The following is a 19,804-nucleotide window of genomic DNA, read 5'->3' on the forward strand; positions in this document are numbered from 1 at the left end:
AAAGGAACGGGATTGATCTGAGACAGATTTGAGGAAGAAACAGGTTCAGGAACTGGCTGATCCTGCCTGAATCAAATCCTGGAACAGGGAATGATAATCGCCGGCCAGGCTGGATGCCCGCCAATCCTCCGGCGGGCAGGCCAGAAGCTGTCCTTCCAGCAGCTGTTCAAGCGTGTCGGCAACCACTTCAGCCTCCATCGCCGCATTTTCCTGATGACTCTCATAGCGACACAGATCCGGCACGTATTCGCGATAGGCCAGGCGATCCGGCGCCAGTGGCACGCAACCTGAAGCCATGGCTTCCAGCATCGACAGCCCCTGGAAATCGTGCAGTGCCGTGGAGATCACAATATCGGCCTGACGCAGCAACTGATCATAGTCTTCACGATTCTCGAAAAACCCCCAGTGTTCGATGCAAGGACCAAACTGTTCCCGGATCCGGTCAAATGCCTTCGGATAGCTGCGAAATCGCTCACCCACCACACTCAACCTGAACGGCATCGAACGCTGGTCCAGCACCTGCAGGAACTTCAGCAGACGGTCAGGCCCCTTGTCATATTCCCAGCGATGGTTCCAGAGCAGATGGGGGCAGGCCCGGTTCATAAGTGGCCGGCGATCAGCAAACAACCGGTCCTCGATCGGCACCGGTATCACCCTCGACTTGTCCCGCAGGGTTTCGATCAGGCCCTCGGGCACTGCGTCGGGCAGCTTCTTGAGGAAAGAGTCGGCGCCAGCCAGAAAACTGTCCCGGTTCCAGCCACTGTTGAACACGACACAATCGGCCGAAAGCGCGCTGTACAGGTTCACCATCTGCGGATCGGCACTGGCGTTCTGGCCACTGGATACCGGGAAGGCGAACTGGTTTTCATGCATGTACAGCAGGCAGGGGGTATTGGCCAGGCGCGGATGTAGCCCCCGCAAGGTTGCCAGGTCCACCATGGAGGTGGCGATGATCAGATCCCAGGATTCCTGCAGGAGCGGCTCATTCAGCCAGCTCAGTGGATTGCCACGGATACGCCAGCGGAAGAATCTTGGCGGCAAAGCAAGAAACTGCCATTCATAACGCGGAAACATGGCGCTCAACTGCTCCCGCCAGCGCCTGTGACTGGCGGCATCGTAGCCAGACAGAAGGAGTATTCTCGGCGTGGTTCCAGAGGTCGTCATACGATGTCTCACTAACCAGCCTGAATCTCAGGCCGAGCCCGGGAGAGTGCCCAAAGCCCGAGCACCGGACCGGGGAACAGCAGGAGAACCACCCAGACATTCAACTGGCCCCAGAGCCCACTGGTCAGCCAGATGGCCGGCAGCGTCAGACCAAACCCGACCGCATTCATCACCGCCAGAGAGGAGCCTACCGACTCCCTCGGCGCCGTTGCCGAGGCCAGCGCCGAGAATTGAGGTGAGTCGGCAACCACAGCAATGCCCCAGACAATGAGCAAAACGATCAGCAAGGCCGGCGATAGTCCGTTCAGCCAGGGGTAAACCAGGCAGAAGGCCCCGGACACCATCAGGGCTCGCCGGGCCACCCATTCACTACCCCGTGTTCGGCTGAGCCGGCCACCACCGACGCAACCTGCCGCACCAATGCCAATGACAGCAAACGACAACCAGGGAATAAGTGCGTCACTCTGCCCCATCCGCTGCAGCTCCCGGCCGATGAGCAGGGGTGTTAATGTCCAGAACGCGTAGAGCTCCCACATATGGCCGAAGTAACCACCGGCCACTGCCCGGAATCTCGGGATGCGCAGAGCCGCCAGCCCCTGGCTGAGGGGCAATCGCCCGCTGCTTCTAGGCAGGTGCGGGCCGTCACCCAGCAGAAACACCAGCAGCCCTCCGGCCACGGCAAGACAGGACGCCGCCATCAGCGGCCACTCCCAGGGCATGCCCAGGGTTGCTCCGCGCATCAGGTGGGGCAGCGCCGTTCCCAGTGTCAGCATGCCCACCAGCCAGGCCAGGGCAGCCCCGGCATACTTTGGCGTCCAGGCAATGACCATTTTCATGCCCAGGGGATAGATCCCGGCCAGACACAGCCCGGTGGCAAAGCGCAGGAGGAAATCGAGCGGCGGCGCACCGGCAGCGAAAATAAATCCACCGTTAACCAGAGCCCCCAACAGGCTCGACAGCGCAAAGATCCGACTCGCGCCAAAGCGGTCGGCCAGGCCGGTCACCGCAATGGTCAGGGTGCCTGCGATAAACCCGGCCTGCACCGCCAATGTCAGCCGCCCGAGATCACTTTCGGTCAGGCCAAGCTCGCCGGCCAGCGACAACCAGACACCGTTGATACTGAACCAGAGCGAAGTGCCGAAAAGCTGGGCCAGAACGATCACAGGGAGGGGGTAACGTCGTAGCAGGTCGATCATTGTTTCACCAGTCGGTCCAGTCGCAGGCGCTCCCGGTCGTCGAACAGTCTTCGCCCGCCCCAGGAAACTGCCATCAGGGCACCGAATCCGGTGCCGACGGTGATGATCAGCATCACCAGAATCTGGTATTTCACCGCCACTGCCGGCGGGCTGCCTGCGAGAATCTGGCCGGTCATCATACCGGGCAGGCTGACGATGCCGGCAGCGGCCATGGCGTTGATGGATGGCATCATACCACTGCGCATGGCGTCCCTCCGGATATCCTCCAGCGCCTGCTTCCAGGTCTGGCCCAGCATCAGGCGGTTCTCGATGACGGCCCGCTGCCGCCAGACCGATTCGTTCAAACGATCCAGCGCCAGGCTGACGCCTGTCATGGTGTTTCCGAGCATCATGCCCAGAAGGGGAATGGCATACTGTGGGGTGTACCAGGGGTCTGGGCCGATCACTACCGAGAGCGCCAGTACCGTCACCGAGAAGGACGATACGAACATCGATCCGGTGCCGATACCGAACGCCCACCAGCCCTGGAGTCTTCGGCCCTGACGTGCCACAACCTCCCGGCCGGCAACCAGAAGCATGACCAGGGCCATCAGGGCGATCCAGTAGAACCCGGACGACGCAAACAGTGCCTCCAGAACCAGCCCGATCAGCGCCAGCTGAATCACCGTTCGAAGTGCAGCGATCAACAGGTTTCGGGTAATGCCCAGCCGGGCCAGATACCCCGTCCCAGCCAGGGCGAGCACCAGCAGCGCCGCCAGCCCCAACTTCCACCAGGCCAGATCAATCACTTCCATCTGCGCGCTCCAGACTGGTGCCAAGAATCCGGTAATGGGCATCGGCCACCCGATGAATCTGGCCAACATCATGGGCGACCCAGAGCACTGCGATCTGCCGCCTCCGGATTTCCTCAAGCAACCAGGTTTCAATCGCTTCTGTGCTGTCGTTGTCGAGGTTGGCGGTGGGTTCGTCCAGTAAGAGAACCTCAGGCTCAAGCAGCAGGGCCCGCCAGAGCGCCAGCCGCTGCCGCTCACCGGAAGACAACCGGCTTACCGACCACTCCAGCACCTCGGGCGGGAAGCCCAGCGCTGACGGCAAATCTGCCTTCACATGATCCGGGAAGTGACCTCCAACCTCATCAAACCACCACTGGCTGTCTGCCGGCACCATCACCACCCGGCTTCGCCATTGGTGGGCGGGCAAATCCTCCTGGCAGGTATCAGCCACAGACACGGTGCCCCCATGGGGCTCCAGGTCCGCCACGGCTCTCAGCAGCCGACTCTTGCCACTGCCTGACGGACCGGACAGACAGACAACCTGTCCACCAGGTACCGTCAAAGACACGTTACTGAGAGTGCCAACACAGAGATTTTTCAGGACCAAATCTGTCAAGATAGCCTCATCAGGGCTCGCCAATGTTCATAACGGATATACCATTGCACAGTGTCCTGCCAACAACCAGCCACACAGGCCAGGGATGTATGAAGCTTCGATCTCTTGTTACGTTCACACTGGCAGTTGCACTGATTGCCCCGCCGTTGGCAGCAGAGGTCAGTCTGGCACCGTTTGCCGGTTTTCGCATGAGCAGTTCGGTGGATATCGAGACCGCTGGCGCCAGCACCTCAGACCAGATCGACTTCCGGGATTCTGCCAGCCAGGGACTGGTGTTCAATTTTGATCTGGCGGAGCCCGGCAAACAGGGAGAGATTTATTTCGGCCGGCAAAGCACCTCGGCCCGACTGGACAATGGTCTGTTTGCACCGGGCCAGGATTCCATCGACCTGACCATTTACCAGCTACAGTTCGGCGGGCTGTATTTCCCGGGTGGCCAGAATCATGGCGGGTTTGTCTCTGGCGTGTTCGGCCTTACCCGCCTAGAGCCGGACGATTCACGGTATGAAACCCACCACCGGGCCGCCCTGTCCATTGGCGGCGGGTACCAGTTTTTCCTGACTGAACAACTGCGCCTGAGGCTGGATCTGCGCGGTGTTTACACAGCCCTGAACTCGGGCGGTTCCGCGTTTTGCTCCGGCGGCTGCGAACTCAGATTCGACAGCAGCGGCTACCTGCAGGTGGAAGCCGCCGCAGGGCTGGCCATTCGGTTCTGAGGCCCGGTCAGGCCGTCAATGGCCGCCGCTGGGGCAACAAAACCGACAGCAACGCGGCCATGGCCACCAGACCCGACGATATCCACAAGCAGGCCTCCAGCCCCCAGGCCTGGTAGACCCACCCTGACAGAATGGTTCCCAGCAGCCGGCCGGCGGCATTGGACATGTAATAGAACCCCACATCCAGCGACACGCCATCACCACGGGCATAGCTGACAATCAAATAACTGTGCAAAGAGGAGTTGACGGCAAACAGCACGCCAAACAACAGCAGGCCACCAACAATCACGAACTGGGGTGACCAACCCGCTGCCAGGCCGATGGCAATCGCTGCCGGAATCAGCGCCAGCGCTGCTGCCCAGAGCACAGCAGGCTGTTTGCCTTCCATGTTGCCGGTGATGCGCGGGGCAATGGTCTGGATAAAGCCATAGCCGATAATCCAGCTCGCCATAAAGCCGCCTACTTTCCAGAAATCCCAGCCAAAGACCGTGTGCAGGTATACTGGCAAGGCCACCACAAACCAGACATCCCGGGCGCCGAACAGAAACATCCGGGCTGCGGACAAAACGTTGATGGCCCGGCTTTTGGAGAGGATCTCGCTGAACTTCGGTTTGGCTTTGCTCTTGCCCAGATCCTGTCCCAGCAGGAACAGGCTGGACAGCCAGACCAGTCCCAAAGCCACCGCCATGATAATCACGGCACCCTTGAAGCCGGCCGCCATCAGCAGGAGCCCACCGAGGAAAAAGCCCACACCTTTGAGGGTATTCTTGGAGCCCGTCAGAATGGCCACCCACTTGTACAGGGTGCCCTGCTGCTCATCCGGCACCAGCAGCTTGATGCCGCTCTTGGCGGACATCTTGTTCAGATCCTTGGCAATGCCTGAGAGCGCCTGCGCCGCCATTACCCAGGGCACGGTCAGCATCGCCGCCGGTACCGCCAGCATGGCCAGCGCCACAATCTGCAGGAACAACCCGATGTTCATGGTGCGGTTCAGCCCCATGCGGGCGCCCAGGTAACCACCCACCAGATTGGTGACCACCCCGAAGAACTCGTAAAAGACGAACAGCAGGGCGATTTCCAGGGGCGAGTAGCCCAACTGGTGAAAATGCAGCACTACCAGCATCCGCAGGGCGCCATCGGTAAGGGTGAAAGCCCAGTAGTTGCCGGTGATTACCAGGTAGTGTCGGATGGCAGCCGTCATATCAGGCCAGACCCACCCTGCGCGCCAGTTCCGCGGTGCGGTTGGCGTAGCCCCATTCGTTGTCGTACCAGGCGTAGATTTTCACCTGGGTGCCATTCACCACCATGGTGGACAGGGCATCGACGATGGAGGAACGCGGGTCGGTCTTGTAATCGATCGACACCAGCGGTCGCTCTTCGTAACCCAGGATGCCTTTGAGCTCGCCTTCCGCGGCTTCTTTCAAGAGCTGGTTTACTGTATCCCTGTCCGTGGCCGTTTCAACTTCAAACACGCAATCGGTGAGCGACGCATTGGTCAGCGGAACGCGCACGGCATGGCCATCCAGACGCCCTTTCAGCTCGGGGAATATTTCGATAATCGCCGTTGCCGAACCGGTGCTGGTAGGAATCAGTGAACTCCCGCAGGCCCGCGCCCGGCGCAGGTCCTTGTGGGGCGCATCAATAATGGTCTGGGTGTTGGTCAGGCTGTGAATGGTGGTGATAGAGCCGTGCTTGATGCCCAGCTTCTCGTGAATCACCTTTACCACCGGTGCCAGGCAGTTGGTGGTGCAGGAAGCAGCGGTCACAATGCGGTCGCTGGCCGGCTCGAAAATATCGTCGTTCACACCAACCACAATGTTCTTGGCGCCCGCCTCCTTCACCGGTGCGGTGACCACGACGCGTTTCACGCCCTGATCCAGATACGCCTGCAGGGCACTGACCTTCTTGTTGACGCCACTGGCCTCGATCACCAGATCGCAGCCGGACCAGTCAGTTTCGCCAATGGTGCGGTTATGGGTCACGCGGATGCGCTTCCCTTCGATCTCGATCTCCGTTCCATCGGCTGTTGCGTCATGGCTCCAACGACCATGGATGCTGTCAAAGTTGAGCAGATGCGCCAGCGTAGCTGCGTCGGCACCCGGATCGTTGATGGCTACAAACTCCATGTCTGGCCAGCCCCAGGCGGCCCGCAAGGCCAGACGACCGATACGGCCGAATCCATTAATGCCTACTTTGATCTTGCTCATGTTGTGCTCCTGATAAACCTGTTCCGTACATTAGACCCTGCGGACATTACAGACATTGGACAGATGGGCGGTCTGCCATGGCCTGCAATCGCGCAAGCGGGTTCTCTATCAATCGGCCGTTATGGCTGGCGGTTTCATCCAGCACCCGGGCCAGCCACTGCGGAATGCCCGGGTTCAGGGAATAGTAGATCCACTGGCCCCGACGCTCCGTGGCCAGCAGGCCGGCATCCCGCAACGTGGCCAGATGCCGGCTGACTTTCGGCTGGGGCGCTTCAAAGGCTTCGGTAAGCTCGCAGACACAGAGTTGCCCCTGGCTGCGGATCATTAACAGCGCCGCAAGGCGGAAATCGTCGGCCAGCGCCTTGAACACCGTGACCGGGTCATAGCTGGCGGGTTTCGCTCCAGTTTCTTTCTGATGAATGAGTGCGAACAGGGCGACTCGCTCTTTGATCTCCTTAAGCCTGAGGGCGAAAGTGGAATGGCGGTTTGCTGGTACCGGATCGGCAAAATCCCAGGCAATCTGCTGGGCCGGCTGGCAGACCGCACCGCACTCGCTGGAAGCTTTCTCGCAGAGGGTAATCACGTAATCCCAATACTGTTCCTGCAAATCTGCCAACCGCTTGCTAGAAAGCCCTTCCGTCGATACGCCGGCTTCCTCAAGAACCTGCAATGCCATCGGGTGGGGCTCGGTTGGCTCGGTACCGGCGCTGGCCACTTCAAACCGGTCCCCGGCTATGTCCCGCAGCAAGGCTTCTGCCATAAGAGAACGGGCACTGTTGGCGGTACAGACAAACAAAACGCGGCGCTTCATATCTGCTTCCCCATATATTCGGCTTTATGGATATCCAATTTTGTGCATAATAGATTCAGTCTCCCTACGAGTAAAGGAATCATCAAATACGATGAGCACCAACACAGAAATAACCCGGGCTGAAGACGCCGACGGCGGCATGGATTTGTTCGGCAAGTTCCTGTCGGTATGGGTAGCCCTGGCCATCATCGCCGGCGTGGCGCTCGGTCAGCTCGCACCAGTGGTACCCGAGACCCTGTCCCGTTTCGAATACGCGCAGGTCTCCATCCCCATCGCCATTCTGATCTGGGCGATGATTTTCCCGATGATGGCGCAGATTGATTTCAGTGCGGTGGTCGGTGTACGGAAAGAACCGAAAGGCCTGGCGATCACTACCATCGTCAACTGGCTGATCAAGCCCTTCACCATGTTTGCCATTGCCTGGTTCTTTCTGATGGTGGTGTTCGAGCCATGGATCGCGCCGGGACTGGCCAGCGAGTACCTGGCCGGGGCGATCCTGTTGGGTGCGGCGCCCTGCACCGCCATGGTGTTCGTGTGGAGCTTCCTGACCAAAGGCGATGCCGCCTACACTCTGGTGCAGGTATCGCTTAACGACATCATCATGCTGTTTGCCTTCGCGCCTATTGTTGTTTTCCTGCTGGGCATTTCCGACATCCAGGTGCCCTGGGATACCGTGCTGCTGTCCGTCGTCCTGTACATCGTGATTCCGCTAACAGCCGGCTACCTGACCCGTCGCGCCCTGATTTCGCGCCACGGTCAGCAATGGTATGACGACGTTTTCATGAAGCGCCTCAGCCCAGTCACCCCGGCGGCGCTGATCGTCACCCTTGTGCTGCTGTTCGCCTTCCAGGGCGAAGTGATCCTGAATAATCCCCTGCACATCGTGCTGATCGCCGTGCCATTGATCGTTCAGACCTTCCTGATTTTCTTCCTGGCCTACGGTTGGGCGAGGCTATGGAAAGTCCGCCATTGCATCGCTGCGCCAGGCGCCATGATTGGTGCCAGCAACTTCTTCGAACTGGCCGTGGCTGCGGCCATCGCATTGTTCGGCCTGCAATCCGGCGCAGCGCTGGCAACCGTCGTCGGGGTTCTGGTGGAGGTACCTCTGATGCTGGTGCTCGTTCGCATCGCCAACAAGACCCGGGATCGGTTCCCGGCATAAATCGCGGCGGCCAGCGCCGGGCTTTTGGTCACGGCGCTGACCTCACTCGCATTACCTGTTCAGCTCACCGTCACCCTGCTAATATCGCGGCCACATTTCTGACGCACTGACTCTGACGGAATCCACGCAATGGACGTTTTCCAGGCCCTTTTCCTTGGCCTTCTCCAGGGACTGACCGAATTCCTGCCCATCTCCAGCTCCGCTCACCTGATCCTCACCCCGGCGCTGTTCGGCTGGACCGATCAGGGCGTAGGCTTCGACCTGTCGGTGCACGTCGGGACCTTACTGGCGGTTGTGCTCTATTTCCGAAGGGATGTTTTTGGTATTGCCCGGGACGGTCTGATTTCCGTCAGCCGCCGCAAAATCGTTGGCCAGGGCGCCCTGGCCTGGTACCTCGTCATCGGCACCATCCCTGCGGGCCTGGCCGGCCTGGCGTTGCTGGATATGATCGACAATGAACTCCGGGCGGTGGAAGTCATCGTCTTCACCACCCTGTTCTTCGGCCTGCTCCTCGGCCTTGCAGACTGGCTGCCCAAACGTCAGCGCACCCTCGACAAACTGAACTGGAAAGACGCCGTCCTGGTAGGCATTGCCCAGGCCATGGCCCTCGTCCCCGGCACCTCCCGTTCCGGCGTAACCATCACCGCCGGCCTGTTCCTGGGCATGACCCGCGAAACCGCCTCCAGGTTCTCATTCCTGTTGGCAATTCCCATCATCGTGCTGGCATCGGCGGTGAAACTGCTGGAAGTAGCAACTTCGGATGTGATCGTCGACTGGAGTGGTTTTCTGATTGGCGGGGTGACTTCGTTCCTTATGGCCATTACCGCGATCCACTTCTTCCTGAAGTGGCTCAACAAGGTAGGCATGTGGCCGTATGTTATCTATCGGATTGTTCTGGCGGGTGTGATTTACGCAGTTCTGATGTAGGCCTGCTTACAATTAGCAGGCCTCTAGAGGCGCATACGCCAGAACCAGCCACTTGGCGCCCTCATCAAAATTCACCTGCACCCGAGTATGGTGCCCGGTGCCCTCCGAATTCATCACGATACCCTCGCCAAACTTGGGATGGCGCACCCGCTGCCCCAGGCTAAACCCGGATTGCTGTGCTGAATCCTGACTGAACATGCTTTGGTTGGGGCGTTCGACCATGGCCGGACGGGTGACGGTATTGCGCAGCCGCACTTCCTGCAGACAGTCGCCCGGAATCTCCCGCACAAACCGGGACAACGCGTTGAACTTTTCCTGACCGTACAAACGCCGGGATTCGGCGTAAGTGAGTACCAGCTTCTTCATGGCCCGGGTTATGCCCACGTAGGCCAATCGGCGCTCCTCCTCCATGCGACCCGGCTCTTCCAGGGACATGCCGTGGGGAAACAGCCCCTCTTCCACGCCGGCCAGGAACACCAGGGGAAACTCCAGGCCCTTGGCAGAGTGCAGGGTCATCAGCTGAACGCTGTCTTCATGATCCCCGGCCTGGGACTCACCCGCATCCAGAGCCGCCTGGGCAATGAATTCCGACAGCGCGTCGACGCCATCCTCCACTTCGTAATCAGACAGGGCATTCACCAGTTCCTCGAGGTTTTCCACCCGGGCCTGGCCTTTCTCGCCTTTTTCGCTGGCGTGATAATCCTTCAAGCCGCTGTTTTCGATGGTCTGCTTCATCAGGCCATGCAATGACGCATCGCCGACCATTTCGGAGAGGCCTTCGATGATGGCAATGAAAGACTGCAGGCCGGTTTTGGCCCGGCCTTTCACCTGCCCGGCGTCCAGCAGCCGCTCGGCGGATTCCCACAAGGAGATGCTTTGCTCGGTGGCGTATTCCCGAAGCTCCGCGAGGCTCTTTGCGCCAATGCCGCGGGGCGGCACATTCACCACTCGCTCAAATGCCGCATCGTCGCGACGATACTGGACCAGCCTCAGGTACGCCAGGGCGTTTCGGATTTCCTGGCGGTCATAGAAACGCAGACCTCCATAGACCCGATATGGGATCCCCTGGCGCATCAGCGATTCTTCCAGCACCCGGGACTGGGCGTTGGAGCGATAGAGAATCGCGGATTCACTGCGCAGATTGCCGTCCTGCACCCAGGCGGAAATGCTGTCGGCAATGTAGTTGGCTTCGTCCTGTTCGTTGAACGCCGCGTAAAGGCTGATCGGTTCGCCTTCCGGACCGTCGGTCCAGAGCTCCTTGCCCAGCCGGCCCTGGTTGTTGGCGATCACCGCGTTGGCCGCCTTCAGGATCATCTGGGTGGAGCGGTAATTCTGCTCCAGACGCACCAACCGGGCATTGGGGAAATCCCGCTGGTACTGCTGGATGTTTTCGACCTTGGCGCCCCGCCAGCCGTAGATAGACTGATCGTCGTCCCCCACCACCGTCATTGGCACGCGATTGCTGGCCAGCACCTGCAGCCAGGCGTATTGAATGGTGTTGGTGTCCTGAAACTCGTCCACCAGGATATGCTGGAACCGGCTCTGGTAATGGGCCAGCAGCTCCGGACGATGCAGCCACAGTTCATGGGATCGCAGCAACAACTCGCCAAAATCCACCAGACCACCCTGCTGGCAGAGTTTTTCGTACTGGCGATAGATCTTCAGCATGATCGACAGGAAATGGTCGCCCGGATTCTCCTGGATATGATCCGCCCGCAGCCCTTCGTCCTTCTGGCTACTGATAAACCACTGGGCCTGCTTCGGCGGCCACTTGCTCTCATCAATCTGGTTTTCCCGCATCACCCGCTTGATCAGCCGCAGCTGGTCGTCACTGTCCAGAACCTGGAAGTTCTCCGGCAAGCCAGCGTCTTTCCAGTGCGAGCGCAACAGACGGTGCGCGATGCCATGAAAGGTGCCAAACCAGAGGCCGCGAGCCGGAATGTCCATCATCTGCTCAATGCGGTAACGCATCTCCTTGGCGGCCTTGTTGGTAAACGTAACCGCCAGGATGCCAGTGGGCGGCACCCGATCCACGGTCATCAACCAGGCGATCCGGTGCACCAGAACACGGGTTTTACCACTTCCTGCACCTGCCAGAACCAAAAGGTGATCGTTCTGAGCGGTAACAGCTTCACGCTGGGCATCGTTCAACGGATCGATGATGTGGGAGACGTCCATAAAGAATCGGTTCGCTACTGGTTAAATAAACAGGTCTGAGAGTATAACAGGAGAAATGCGGGATTTCTTTTGGGCTTGGGTTAGCCCTTTTCTTGAGGGGAAAAGCACGAGGGCGGGGCTCTGTTCAGGACACGCTACGAGCACATCCATGTGCGCTTGGCTGTGGCCATCCCTGGCCACAGACAGTCCTGAACAGAGCCCCGCCCCCGCGCTTATCTCGCTTTGGAGATGGCTTCTCTGTTAAAAACCCCTTGGTACAGTCTGCGCTTCAACAAACTCGAACAGACCTTCCAGGCCGCCTTCACGACCAATACCAGAGGCTTTCATGCCACCAAACGGCGCTTCCGGTGTCGGGCCGGTGCCGGTGTTCCAGCCGCAGTGGCCGAAACGAAGGCCAGCAGCCACGCGCTGGGCGCGTTCGGCATCGTTGGTGAACACGTAGGAGGCGAGACCGAACTCGGTGTCGTTACCGGCTTCGATGACTTCCTCTTCCGTGCGGAACAGGGCCATGGGCACCAGCGGGCCGAAGGTTTCTTCCTGGTAGCAGTACATATCCCGGTTTACGCCGTGCACGACGGTCGGCGGGAAGAACAGGTCGTTACCCAGATCTTCCGGTTTCTTGCCGGCAACCAGGGTAGCGCCTTTTTCAAGGGCGTCCTGTACGTGGCGTTTGACCTTGTCGTAGCCAGCCTGGTTGATCAGGGGGCCAAGATCCACGTCGCCGTTGATGCCGTCACCGACGGTCATCTTGTTAACACGCTCGGCAAGCTTTTCACCGAAGGCATCGGCCACTTTCTCATGCACGAAAATCCGGTTGGCACAAACACAGGTCTGGCCACCACCACGGAATTTGTTGGCGATGAGGTTATCCGCCGCAGCGTCCAGATCGGCGTCGTCGAAGACGATGAACGGTGCGTTGCCGCCCAGCTCGAGGGCCAGTTTCTTGACCTGATCTGCGGTGTCGACAATCAGCTTACGGCCCACTTCGGTGGAACCGGTAAAGCTGAGCATGGGCACGTCGGGGCTCTCACAGAGAACCTTGCCGATCACACTGGCTTTACCCATCACCAGGTTCACCATGCCGTCAGGTATGTCGGTGTGCTTATCCATCAGGCTGAACAAGGCAATCATGGTCAGCGGGGTTTCACTGGCCGGTTTGATCACCGAGGGGCAGCCTGCCGCCAGCGCAGCGGAGAGCTTCTTCGCGATCATGCCAATTGGGAAGTTCCAGGGCGTGATCAGGCCGGTGACGCCAATGGGCCGGTAGTGAACGGTCCAGGTGCAGTCTTTTGGCTTTTCCGGAATGGTATGGGCATCCAGGGCCTGGATGTGCTTGGAGCAGTAATCGAAGAACCCGGCGGCGTAATCCACTTCGCCCTGGGCCTCCTGCAGCGGCTTGCCATGCTCCATGCACAGGATCCGACCGACTTCCTCCTTGTTGGCCTTGAGCGCATCCCGGATGTCTTCCAGCCACTTCCGGCGGGTCTCGATGCTGTAGGGACTGGTCAGTCGCAGTGCCGACTTGCCGGAGGCAACGGCGGCGTTCACTTCGTCTTCCGACATGGATGCGACCTGGGCGATCACCTTACCCGTTGCCGGGTTATAGACATCGAAGGTGTTGCCATGTTCATTGTCAGTCCAGCGACCACCGATATAGCCGGTCAGCTTTTCCAGCAGGGGTGACTCGATCATCTCGGCTCCTCTTCTGTGATTGGCTCCGCCCCGAGTGGGGCGCAGTAAAGGTAATCTGGTTGCGTCAGTGTTTTATGTCTTTCATAGTGGATGTTGTATCCCAACCTGTAAAGTCAAGGGCAGGCTTTTGATCATCGCCTGAGTGTGCCTATACTCGGGGGATCAGCCACCCAGGAGACCGAACAATGAAGGCATTTTTCCATCCCGCACAGGATGAGCATGTTCCACAGACCTACTTTACCCGGGGACAGATGCGCCAGCCCCAGGAAATTCCTGCCCGCACTGGTGAAATGCTGGGCGGACTCAGGGAACTGGGCATCTCTGTGCTGCAGCCAGCAGACCAGGGCGCGGGGCCGATTTCAAAAGTCCACGATCTGGGCTACCTGCGCTTTCTTGAATCTGCGCATCGGCGCTGGAAGCAGATGGATGACTGGGGCGATGAGGTTATTTCGAATATTTTCGTCCGTTCCCCGAATCACCTGACTGGCATTCTCGCAGAGGCGGCCCGCTATCAGGCTGATGGCAGCTGTCCGATTGGCGAACACACTTGGCATGCCGCGTACTGGTCTGCCCAGAGCGCGTTGGGTGCGGCTGATGCACTGATCGCCGGCGACAGAACGTCGTACGCCGTGTGCCGTCCGCCTGGGCACCATGCCCGCCGGGATGCCGCCGGTGGTTTCTGTTACCTCAACAACGCCGCAATTGCTGCCGAGCATATGAAGGCACGGTTCCCGAAAATCGTTATCCTGGATACCGACATGCACCACGGCCAGGGTATCCAGGAGATTTTCTACGATCGCAGCGATGTGCTGTACATCTCCATCCACGGCGATACCACCAACTTCTACCCGGTAGTCAGCGGCTTCGAGAACGAACGTGGTGAAGGGGAAGGTTTTGGCTACAACATCAACATGCCGATGCCCCATGGTTCCTCGGAAGATGACTTCTTCGCGAAACTGGACGACGCCCTTGCAGCGATCAAGCTGTTCCAGCCGGACGCCATAATCCTCGCCCTCGGGTTCGACATCTACAAGAACGATCCCCAGGCCAAGGTATCGGTATCATCGGAAGGTTTCTGCAGGCTCAGCACCCATGTGCGCCAGCTGGGACTGCCTACTCTGGTGGTGCAGGAAGGCGGATATGACCTGGACGCCCTGAGCGAGAACGTCCAGCAGTTCTTCAAAGGCCTGGCCGGCTGATATTTCAGGCCGCGGGCGCGTAAACCTTTACGTTTTCGTGCCCCTCGGCCCTGAGGTGCCCCGCATGCATGCGGCTCATGGTGCCGCGATCGCAATACAGGAGATACTGCCGGTTGGCCGGCAACTCCGGCAGCTGTTGATTCAGCTCGTAGAACGGAATCTGCAGAATTTCGTTGTTAGTCAGTTTCAGCGGTGACTGCTCCCCCTCGGAAGGGTGGCGGACATCAATAATCACGTCATCCACGGAGGGCGTCTGCACCATTTCCACTTCCTCAGGGGTCACGGTCGTTTCCAGCAACCGATTGACCGGCGTTTCTTCCCGGGCCTCGATTGCGCTTGCAAGCACGGAAGCATCCATCCGGGATTCATCTTCCTCTACCCGGTGTAACTTGGCACGAGTGGCCGGCTTCTGGGAAATCACACCACAGTATTCCGGCATGTTGCAGGCGTAGACTTCGGTACCAATCTCCCTGGCGATGCGGATAATGGATTCCTTGTCCATGGAAACCAACGGGCGCAGAACCACCTCGTCACTGGCCCTGTCTACCACGTTGAGGTTGCTCAGAGTCTGACTCGATACCTGGGCGACGGCATCGCCGGTTACCACGCCCACTGAGTTGTTCTTGCGAGCAATCTCGGCAGCTGCCATCAGCATCTGTCGTTTCAGAACCACGCCCCAGTGACGGTGACTCACCGAACGCATGATTTCAGCGACAACACCCTCGAAGGGCACCGAGATAAACTTGGCACTGTGGGAGGCACCGTAGCGATCCCACAGGTAGTGCACCACCTGGCGCACACCAACCTCGTGAGCCGTGCCTCCGAGGTTGAAAAACAGGAAGTGATTGCGCAAACCCCTTCGCATCATCAAGTAAGCCGCCACCGAAGAATCATAGCCCCCGGAAATCAGGGTCAGCACATTTTCGACACTGCCCAGCGGATAGCCGCCCAACCCCCGGTGCTTGCGATGGGCAATATGGAACTGGTCGTCCTGGACTTCAATCCGCACCTCAACCTGTGGGGATTTCAGATCAACCCCACTGGCACCCGATGCCTGCATAAGCGCGGCACCCACGGTGCGCTCCAGATCAATAGAGCGGAAACTGTGTTCACCGTGACGTCGGGCCCTGACGGCAAAGGTTTTGCCAGCCAACCGGTCCGCAAAGGCCTCAACAGCCTTCTCGGCAACGTCTTCCAGACTGACAAATGGAAACGCTCCGATTTCCTGGATCGTGGAAATGCCCGGTATGCGCAAAAGCAGCTCAAGGGCCGGCCCGGACAACCCACGACCGTCTGGCACCTCCACGTCCACCCTGTCCCAGCTGCCTTCAACCCGAATCTCCGGATCAAGCCGCGCCAGCAGCTTTCGGATGTTCTGGCGCAGATGACGCATCTGCTGGCGACGGACGGGTTTACTCTTGATAGCAACTTCCGGAGCGGGACGAATAAGCAGTTTCATAAATCGGAATTTTGTCGGGTGGCGTATTGTACTGAAAGGCCTTAGTCTACCCTTTTGAATGCGTGCCTCAAAATCGGGCATTTCCGCAACATCCAGGAGTTTCACCGTTAATGCAGGAAACCACCATCAATGCCCTCGTCTCACCAGAGGGCAGCCTTGAAATTCTCTCCAATCATGAGGTCAACCGCCTCAAGGACCGCAGCGAAGGCGGCCTTTACCGGCTGTTTCGCCAATGCGCGCTGGCGGTTCTCAATACCGGCATCGAGACTGACGACTGCAAGGCATTGATGGAATCCCATGCCGACTTTGATGTCCGCCTGGTACCGCAGCCCCGGGGCCTCAAACTGGAACTGATCAATGCGCCCGGCCATGCCTTTGTTGATGGCGAAATGCTGAGGGCGATCCGCGAGCACCTGTTCTCGGTTTTACGAGACATTATCTACTCGCATTCGATCCCTCAGACAGCCGCCGGTTTTCGCCGGGATGATCCGGAGGACCTGACCAATTACGTGTTCCACATTCTCCGCAACGCCCGGGTGCTGCAGGCGGGAAGACAACCAGACCTCGTGGTCTGCTGGGGTGGCCACTCCATCGGACATGAAGAATACCAGTACAGCAAGGATGTCGGTCATCAGTTGGGGCTCAGGGCCCTGAGCATCTGCACCGGATGTGGCCCGGGTGCCATGAAAGGGCCCATGAAAGGTGCCACCATTGGCCACGCCAAGCAGCGGGTAAAGAACGGTCGCTACATCGGTATTACAGAACCCGGCATCATTGGCGCCGAAGCCCCAAACCCTATCGTCAATGAACTGGTCATCATGCCGGACATTGAAAAGCGCCTGGAAGCGTTCGTCCGCTGTGGTCACGGCGTGATTGTATTCCCGGGCGGTGTCGGCACCGCCGAGGAAATTCTCTACCTGCTCGGGATCCTGCTGCATCCGGACAATGCGGATCTACCCTTCCCGGTGGTATTTACCGGCCGGCAGGAAAACGCGGAATACTTCGAGATGATCGACAAGTTCATCCGGAACGCCCTCGGGGATGAGGCTGCGAGCAAATACGAGATCATCATCGACGATCCGGTGCGCGTGGCCCAGACCATGAAAAAAGGGATGAAGGAGGTCGAGACGTTCCGGCGCGCCATGCAGGATGCCTATTATTTCAACTGGATGCTGAAGATCGACCCGGTGTTCCAGCTGCCGTTCGAGCCCAATCACGACAACATGCGGGCGCTGGAGCTGCACCGGGACCAGCCTGTGCACCTTATCGCTGCGAATTTGCGCAAGGCCTTCAGTGGCATTGTTGCCGGTAACGTCAAGGAGGGTGGCATACGACAGGTTCAGGAGAAGGGGCCATTCGAAATCGCAGGCGACCCGACTCTGATAAAACCGCTCGAAGCCATGCTCGAGCAGTTTGTGACCCAGAACCGAATGAAACTACCGGGTTCTTCGGCTTACAGACCGAGCTATCGCATCGTCAGCGGAGCGGCCTGAGCCGCTTCGCTGACAGGGTAAGGCTTACTTGCCGCCGTCTGCCGGCAGACTGGCGTAGTAGGCCGCGAGGTTGGCGATATCAGTGTCACTCAGGGCAGCAGCCTGCCCCTGCATAATCGCAGCCTGGCCGCCAGAGCGTTGCTTGTTCTTGTACGCCTTCAGGGCCGATACCAGGTACTGCTCGTTCTGGCCCGCCAGGTTCGGGTATGTCGGAATTTGCGCAAGACCATTCTGGCCATGGCACGCAGCACAGACAGCCGCCTTGGCCTTGCCGGCTTCGGCATCTGCGGCAGAAACTACTGCAGGCACAGCAGCGCCAAGCGCAAAAATTCCCGCAACAGCGTAGTGTTTCAGATTCATTGTTATTACCCTCTCATCGTCATTTTCCAGATTTTAAGGCCGGTTCGGAGGCCGGGCACTAAACTGACTTGCACTTATAGCACAGAGCGGGGCAACCTCAAATGCGATAGGTCAAGGACATCTTTTCGACGTTAGTCCTCTTTCCTGTTCTGGCTATTAGGGTGAAAGTACGTTCGATTCCGTATCCAAGATTGATTTAATTCTCCGGAGAAAACGCCAATGTCTGTAGAGGCCGAGGAACTTGCATGCCGCGAAGGGCACATGGGTGTTCTGACACTGAACTCCCCGGGCACTCTCAACGCGCTTTCCGAACACATGATCGAGCAGATCCAGGACATCCTGGACCGCTGGGCCAATGATGACCGAATCTGCATCGTGGTCATTCAGGGCGCCGGTGAGAGAGCCTTTTGCGCCGGCGGTGATATCCGCGAACTCTATGATGCAATTCTCGATGGGCAAGAGCCGGAGAAACCGGTACGGTTTTTCAGCCGGGAATACCGGATGGATTACAACATCCATCGCTTCCCAAAGCCGGTGCTGGGTATAGCCCACGGCGTGGTGATGGGCGGCGGTCTTGGTGTGTTCTCAGGCTGCCGGTATCGGCTGGTTACACCCGATGTCACGCTGGCAATGCCCGAGATCACGATCGGGCTGTTTCCGGATGTGGGTGCCAGCTGGTTTCTGAAACGGCTGCCAGGAAGGCTGGGGCTGTTCATGGGGCTGACCGGCGCCCGTTTGAACGTCAGCGATACGCTGCGGGTTGGTCTCGCCGACATGGCCATCCTGCCGGAGGACCGGGATCGCCTGCTTGACCGACTGGCCTCGGAACGCTGGACCGGCCAAACCGCCGCCGATGACAATCGACTGTTCAGGTTACTCAACCAGATCCAGACACCGGATTACCGGACACTGCCACCCAGTCACCTCGCCCGGCACGAACAGCGGATTGCCAGGCTGAGCGCCGGCGATGAACTTCCGGACATCGTTGATCAACTGCTTGCAGCGGAGGTTGACTGCGACTGGTGGCATGCGTGTATGAACACGCTCAGAAACGGATGCCCGGTCTCTGCATGGCTGGTCTGGACCCAGTTACAGAAAGCGCAGCAAATGTCCCTGAAGGACGCCTTCCGCATGGAACTGGCGATGGTTTCCGAATGCATCCGCCGGCCTGATCTGGCAGAGGGAATCCGGGCTCTGGCTATCGACAAGGACCGTCAGCCAAAATGGAGTTACCCGAGCGTGGCCGATGTGCCGGAAGACGTGGTTGCGGCTCATTTCACCCCGGAGTGGGATGACGAGACGGATCCGATGGGCCTGGAGTAAGCCGGTCGGCGCTAGAACTCGGCGCCCGCCTGCACCAGCAACATTTCCAGATCCCGATTGTTGGTGGCGCGGGCAACGTCCAGTGCCGTTTGGCCATCGCTCGCCTCGTAATTGACGTCGGCTCCGGCCGCCACCAGCCTCTCCGCCGTCAGCAAATCCCCGTTGGCCACGATTTTCATCAGCAGGGATTCGCCCCCCTGACTCACGTTGACGTTGGCACCGGCTGCCACCAATACCTTCACCACCGACAGATGGCCGTTTTCCGCCGCCCGCATCACGGGGGTATACCCGTACTGGTCACTGGTGTTCACATCGGCGCCGGCCGACAACAACAGCTGCACGCGCCGCTTTTCACCATTCCCGGCGGCTGAAACCAGCAGTGCATCCGCCTCGGCCAGGGCCTCGGGGCTCAGAGCAACCGGTTGGTTCGGGGAGGCGCAGGCGGACAGGAAAACAACAAGCGGAAGTAATATCAGCAAAAAACGGAAGGCGCCGGTTCCCTTGGCCATAACAAACAGTCTCTGTGGA

Annotated in this window: 18 protein-coding genes; 6 read left to right on the forward strand and 12 right to left on the reverse strand. The window is 59.1% G+C overall.

The window, feature by feature from the left end:
- Positions 1-45: 45 nt before the first annotated feature.
- The 4 genes from ACP86_RS07495 to ACP86_RS07510 are packed head-to-tail and all read right to left on the reverse strand — an operon-like array spanning position 46 to position 3,749.
- The gene (locus ACP86_RS07495; protein WP_053113211.1) at positions 46-1,164 is read right to left on the reverse strand and encodes a DUF3524 domain-containing protein; all 1,119 of its coding nucleotides are present in this window, start codon (positions 1,162-1,164) and stop codon (positions 46-48) included.
- An 11-nt stretch (positions 1,165-1,175) separates the two neighbouring features.
- Positions 1,176-2,360 (reverse strand): MFS transporter, encoded by a 1,185-nt coding sequence (locus ACP86_RS07500; protein WP_053113212.1) that lies wholly within the window; start codon positions 2,358-2,360, stop codon positions 1,176-1,178.
- A complete protein-coding gene (locus tag ACP86_RS07505) occupies positions 2,357-3,154 on the reverse strand; it encodes an ABC transporter permease (protein ID WP_041645695.1) in 798 nt (265 codons plus the stop codon). Before ACP86_RS07505 ends, ACP86_RS07500 begins: the two co-directional genes overlap by 4 nt.
- Complete coding sequence (locus ACP86_RS07510; protein WP_008172979.1) at positions 3,141-3,749, reverse strand: ATP-binding cassette domain-containing protein; 609 nt, start codon at positions 3,747-3,749, stop codon at positions 3,141-3,143. The genes ACP86_RS07505 and ACP86_RS07510 overlap by 14 nt, the downstream gene beginning before the upstream one ends.
- Positions 3,750-3,838: 89 nt before the next feature.
- On the opposite strand from ACP86_RS07510, the gene ACP86_RS07515 reads away from it, so the two are divergent.
- On the forward strand, positions 3,839-4,465 hold the full coding sequence (locus tag ACP86_RS07515) for a hypothetical protein (RefSeq protein ID WP_053113213.1): 627 nt from the start codon (positions 3,839-3,841) through the stop codon (positions 4,463-4,465).
- A 7-nt stretch (positions 4,466-4,472) separates the two neighbouring features.
- Here the strand turns inward: ACP86_RS07515 and arsJ are convergent, their stop codons facing one another.
- The 3 genes from arsJ to ACP86_RS07530 are packed head-to-tail and all read right to left on the reverse strand — an operon-like array spanning position 4,473 to position 7,483.
- Complete coding sequence (arsJ, locus tag ACP86_RS07520; protein WP_053113214.1) at positions 4,473-5,666, reverse strand: organoarsenical effux MFS transporter ArsJ; 1,194 nt, start codon at positions 5,664-5,666, stop codon at positions 4,473-4,475.
- Position 5,667: 1 nt separating this feature from the next.
- Positions 5,668-6,672, reverse strand: a complete 1,005-nt coding sequence (locus tag ACP86_RS07525) for an ArsJ-associated glyceraldehyde-3-phosphate dehydrogenase (protein ID WP_014578578.1) — start codon at positions 6,670-6,672, stop codon at positions 5,668-5,670.
- 46 nt (positions 6,673-6,718) lie between these two features.
- Complete coding sequence (locus ACP86_RS07530; RefSeq protein WP_008172983.1) at positions 6,719-7,483, reverse strand: metalloregulator ArsR/SmtB family transcription factor; 765 nt, start codon at positions 7,481-7,483, stop codon at positions 6,719-6,721.
- Between the two features lie 91 nt (positions 7,484-7,574).
- Here ACP86_RS07530 and arsB point away from each other — a divergent pair, with 91 nt between their 5' ends.
- Together arsB and ACP86_RS07540 are read left to right on the forward strand one after the other, a co-directional pair.
- Positions 7,575-8,645: an ACR3 family arsenite efflux transporter gene (gene arsB, locus ACP86_RS07535; protein ID WP_008172984.1), complete on the forward strand. Its 1,071-nt coding sequence runs from the start codon at positions 7,575-7,577 to the stop codon at positions 8,643-8,645.
- A 129-nt stretch (positions 8,646-8,774) separates the two neighbouring features.
- Entirely contained in the window at positions 8,775-9,572 is a 798-nt protein-coding gene (locus ACP86_RS07540; protein ID WP_053113215.1) for an undecaprenyl-diphosphate phosphatase, read from the forward strand.
- Between the two features lie 12 nt (positions 9,573-9,584).
- Here ACP86_RS07540 and uvrD read toward each other — a convergent pair whose 3' ends face one another.
- Together uvrD and ACP86_RS07550 are read right to left on the reverse strand one after the other, a co-directional pair.
- Positions 9,585-11,750 carry a DNA helicase II gene (gene uvrD / locus ACP86_RS07545; protein WP_053113216.1) on the reverse strand — a complete coding sequence of 722 codons (2,166 nt, stop codon included), beginning with the start codon at positions 11,748-11,750 and terminating at the stop codon, positions 9,585-9,587.
- 240 nt (positions 11,751-11,990) lie between these two features.
- A complete protein-coding gene (locus ACP86_RS07550) occupies positions 11,991-13,442 on the reverse strand; it encodes an NAD-dependent succinate-semialdehyde dehydrogenase (protein ID WP_008172988.1) in 1,452 nt (483 codons plus the stop codon).
- 185 nt (positions 13,443-13,627) lie between these two features.
- Between ACP86_RS07550 and ACP86_RS07555 the strand changes: the two genes are divergently transcribed.
- Positions 13,628-14,641, forward strand: coding sequence for a histone deacetylase family protein (locus tag ACP86_RS07555; protein WP_008172990.1), 1,014 nt, complete (start codon positions 13,628-13,630; stop codon positions 14,639-14,641).
- 4 nt (positions 14,642-14,645) lie between these two features.
- Here ACP86_RS07555 and thiI read toward each other — a convergent pair whose 3' ends face one another.
- Positions 14,646-16,100: a tRNA uracil 4-sulfurtransferase ThiI gene (gene thiI / locus ACP86_RS07560; protein WP_053113217.1), complete on the reverse strand. Its 1,455-nt coding sequence runs from the start codon at positions 16,098-16,100 to the stop codon at positions 14,646-14,648.
- A gap of 110 nt (positions 16,101-16,210) precedes the next feature.
- Here thiI and ppnN point away from each other — a divergent pair, with 110 nt between their 5' ends.
- Positions 16,211-17,593: a nucleotide 5'-monophosphate nucleosidase PpnN gene (gene ppnN, locus ACP86_RS07565; protein WP_014578587.1), complete on the forward strand. Its 1,383-nt coding sequence runs from the start codon at positions 16,211-16,213 to the stop codon at positions 17,591-17,593.
- A gap of 24 nt (positions 17,594-17,617) precedes the next feature.
- Here the strand turns inward: ppnN and ACP86_RS07570 are convergent, their stop codons facing one another.
- Positions 17,618-17,953: a c-type cytochrome gene (locus tag ACP86_RS07570; RefSeq protein ID WP_053113218.1), complete on the reverse strand. Its 336-nt coding sequence runs from the start codon at positions 17,951-17,953 to the stop codon at positions 17,618-17,620.
- A 219-nt stretch (positions 17,954-18,172) separates the two neighbouring features.
- On the opposite strand from ACP86_RS07570, the gene ACP86_RS07575 reads away from it, so the two are divergent.
- Positions 18,173-19,276 (forward strand): enoyl-CoA hydratase/isomerase family protein, encoded by a 1,104-nt coding sequence (locus tag ACP86_RS07575; RefSeq protein WP_008172996.1) that lies wholly within the window; start codon positions 18,173-18,175, stop codon positions 19,274-19,276.
- A gap of 11 nt (positions 19,277-19,287) precedes the next feature.
- On the opposite strand, the gene ACP86_RS07580 is transcribed toward ACP86_RS07575, so the two are convergent.
- Positions 19,288-19,785 carry an ankyrin repeat domain-containing protein gene (locus tag ACP86_RS07580; RefSeq protein WP_008172997.1) on the reverse strand — a complete coding sequence of 166 codons (498 nt, stop codon included), beginning with the start codon at positions 19,783-19,785 and terminating at the stop codon, positions 19,288-19,290.
- Positions 19,786-19,804 lie beyond the last annotated feature (19 nt).

The sequence above is a fragment of the Marinobacter sp. CP1 genome (assembly GCF_001266795.1).
In the GTDB taxonomy this organism is placed as follows: Bacteria; Pseudomonadota; Gammaproteobacteria; order Pseudomonadales; family Oleiphilaceae; genus Marinobacter; species Marinobacter flavimaris.

Coding starts and splice junctions, on each gene's coding strand:
- ACP86_RS07495 (WP_053113211.1), bottom strand. CDS start 1,164: ATGACGACCTCTGGAACCACGCCGAGAATACTCCTTCTGTCTGGCTAC.
- ACP86_RS07500 (WP_053113212.1), bottom strand. CDS start 2,360: ATGATCGACCTGCTACGACGTTACCCCCTCCCTGTGATCGTTCTGGCC.
- ACP86_RS07505 (WP_041645695.1), bottom strand. CDS start 3,154: ATGGAAGTGATTGATCTGGCCTGGTGGAAGTTGGGGCTGGCGGCGCTG.
- ACP86_RS07515 (WP_053113213.1), top strand. CDS start 3,839: ATGAAGCTTCGATCTCTTGTTACGTTCACACTGGCAGTTGCACTGATT.
- arsJ (WP_053113214.1), bottom strand. CDS start 5,666: ATGACGGCTGCCATCCGACACTACCTGGTAATCACCGGCAACTACTGG.
- ACP86_RS07525 (WP_014578578.1), bottom strand. CDS start 6,672: ATGAGCAAGATCAAAGTAGGCATTAATGGATTCGGCCGTATCGGTCGT.
- ACP86_RS07530 (WP_008172983.1), bottom strand. CDS start 7,483: ATGAAGCGCCGCGTTTTGTTTGTCTGTACCGCCAACAGTGCCCGTTCT.
- arsB (WP_008172984.1), top strand. CDS start 7,575: ATGAGCACCAACACAGAAATAACCCGGGCTGAAGACGCCGACGGCGGC.
- ACP86_RS07540 (WP_053113215.1), top strand. CDS start 8,775: ATGGACGTTTTCCAGGCCCTTTTCCTTGGCCTTCTCCAGGGACTGACC.
- uvrD (WP_053113216.1), bottom strand. CDS start 11,750: ATGGACGTCTCCCACATCATCGATCCGTTGAACGATGCCCAGCGTGAA.
- ACP86_RS07550 (WP_008172988.1), bottom strand. CDS start 13,442: ATGATCGAGTCACCCCTGCTGGAAAAGCTGACCGGCTATATCGGTGGT.
- ACP86_RS07555 (WP_008172990.1), top strand. CDS start 13,628: ATGAAGGCATTTTTCCATCCCGCACAGGATGAGCATGTTCCACAGACC.
- thiI (WP_053113217.1), bottom strand. CDS start 16,100: ATGAAACTGCTTATTCGTCCCGCTCCGGAAGTTGCTATCAAGAGTAAA.
- ppnN (WP_014578587.1), top strand. CDS start 16,211: ATGCAGGAAACCACCATCAATGCCCTCGTCTCACCAGAGGGCAGCCTT.
- ACP86_RS07570 (WP_053113218.1), bottom strand. CDS start 17,953: ATGAATCTGAAACACTACGCTGTTGCGGGAATTTTTGCGCTTGGCGCT.
- ACP86_RS07575 (WP_008172996.1), top strand. CDS start 18,173: ATGTCTGTAGAGGCCGAGGAACTTGCATGCCGCGAAGGGCACATGGGT.
- ACP86_RS07580 (WP_008172997.1), bottom strand. CDS start 19,785: ATGGCCAAGGGAACCGGCGCCTTCCGTTTTTTGCTGATATTACTTCCG.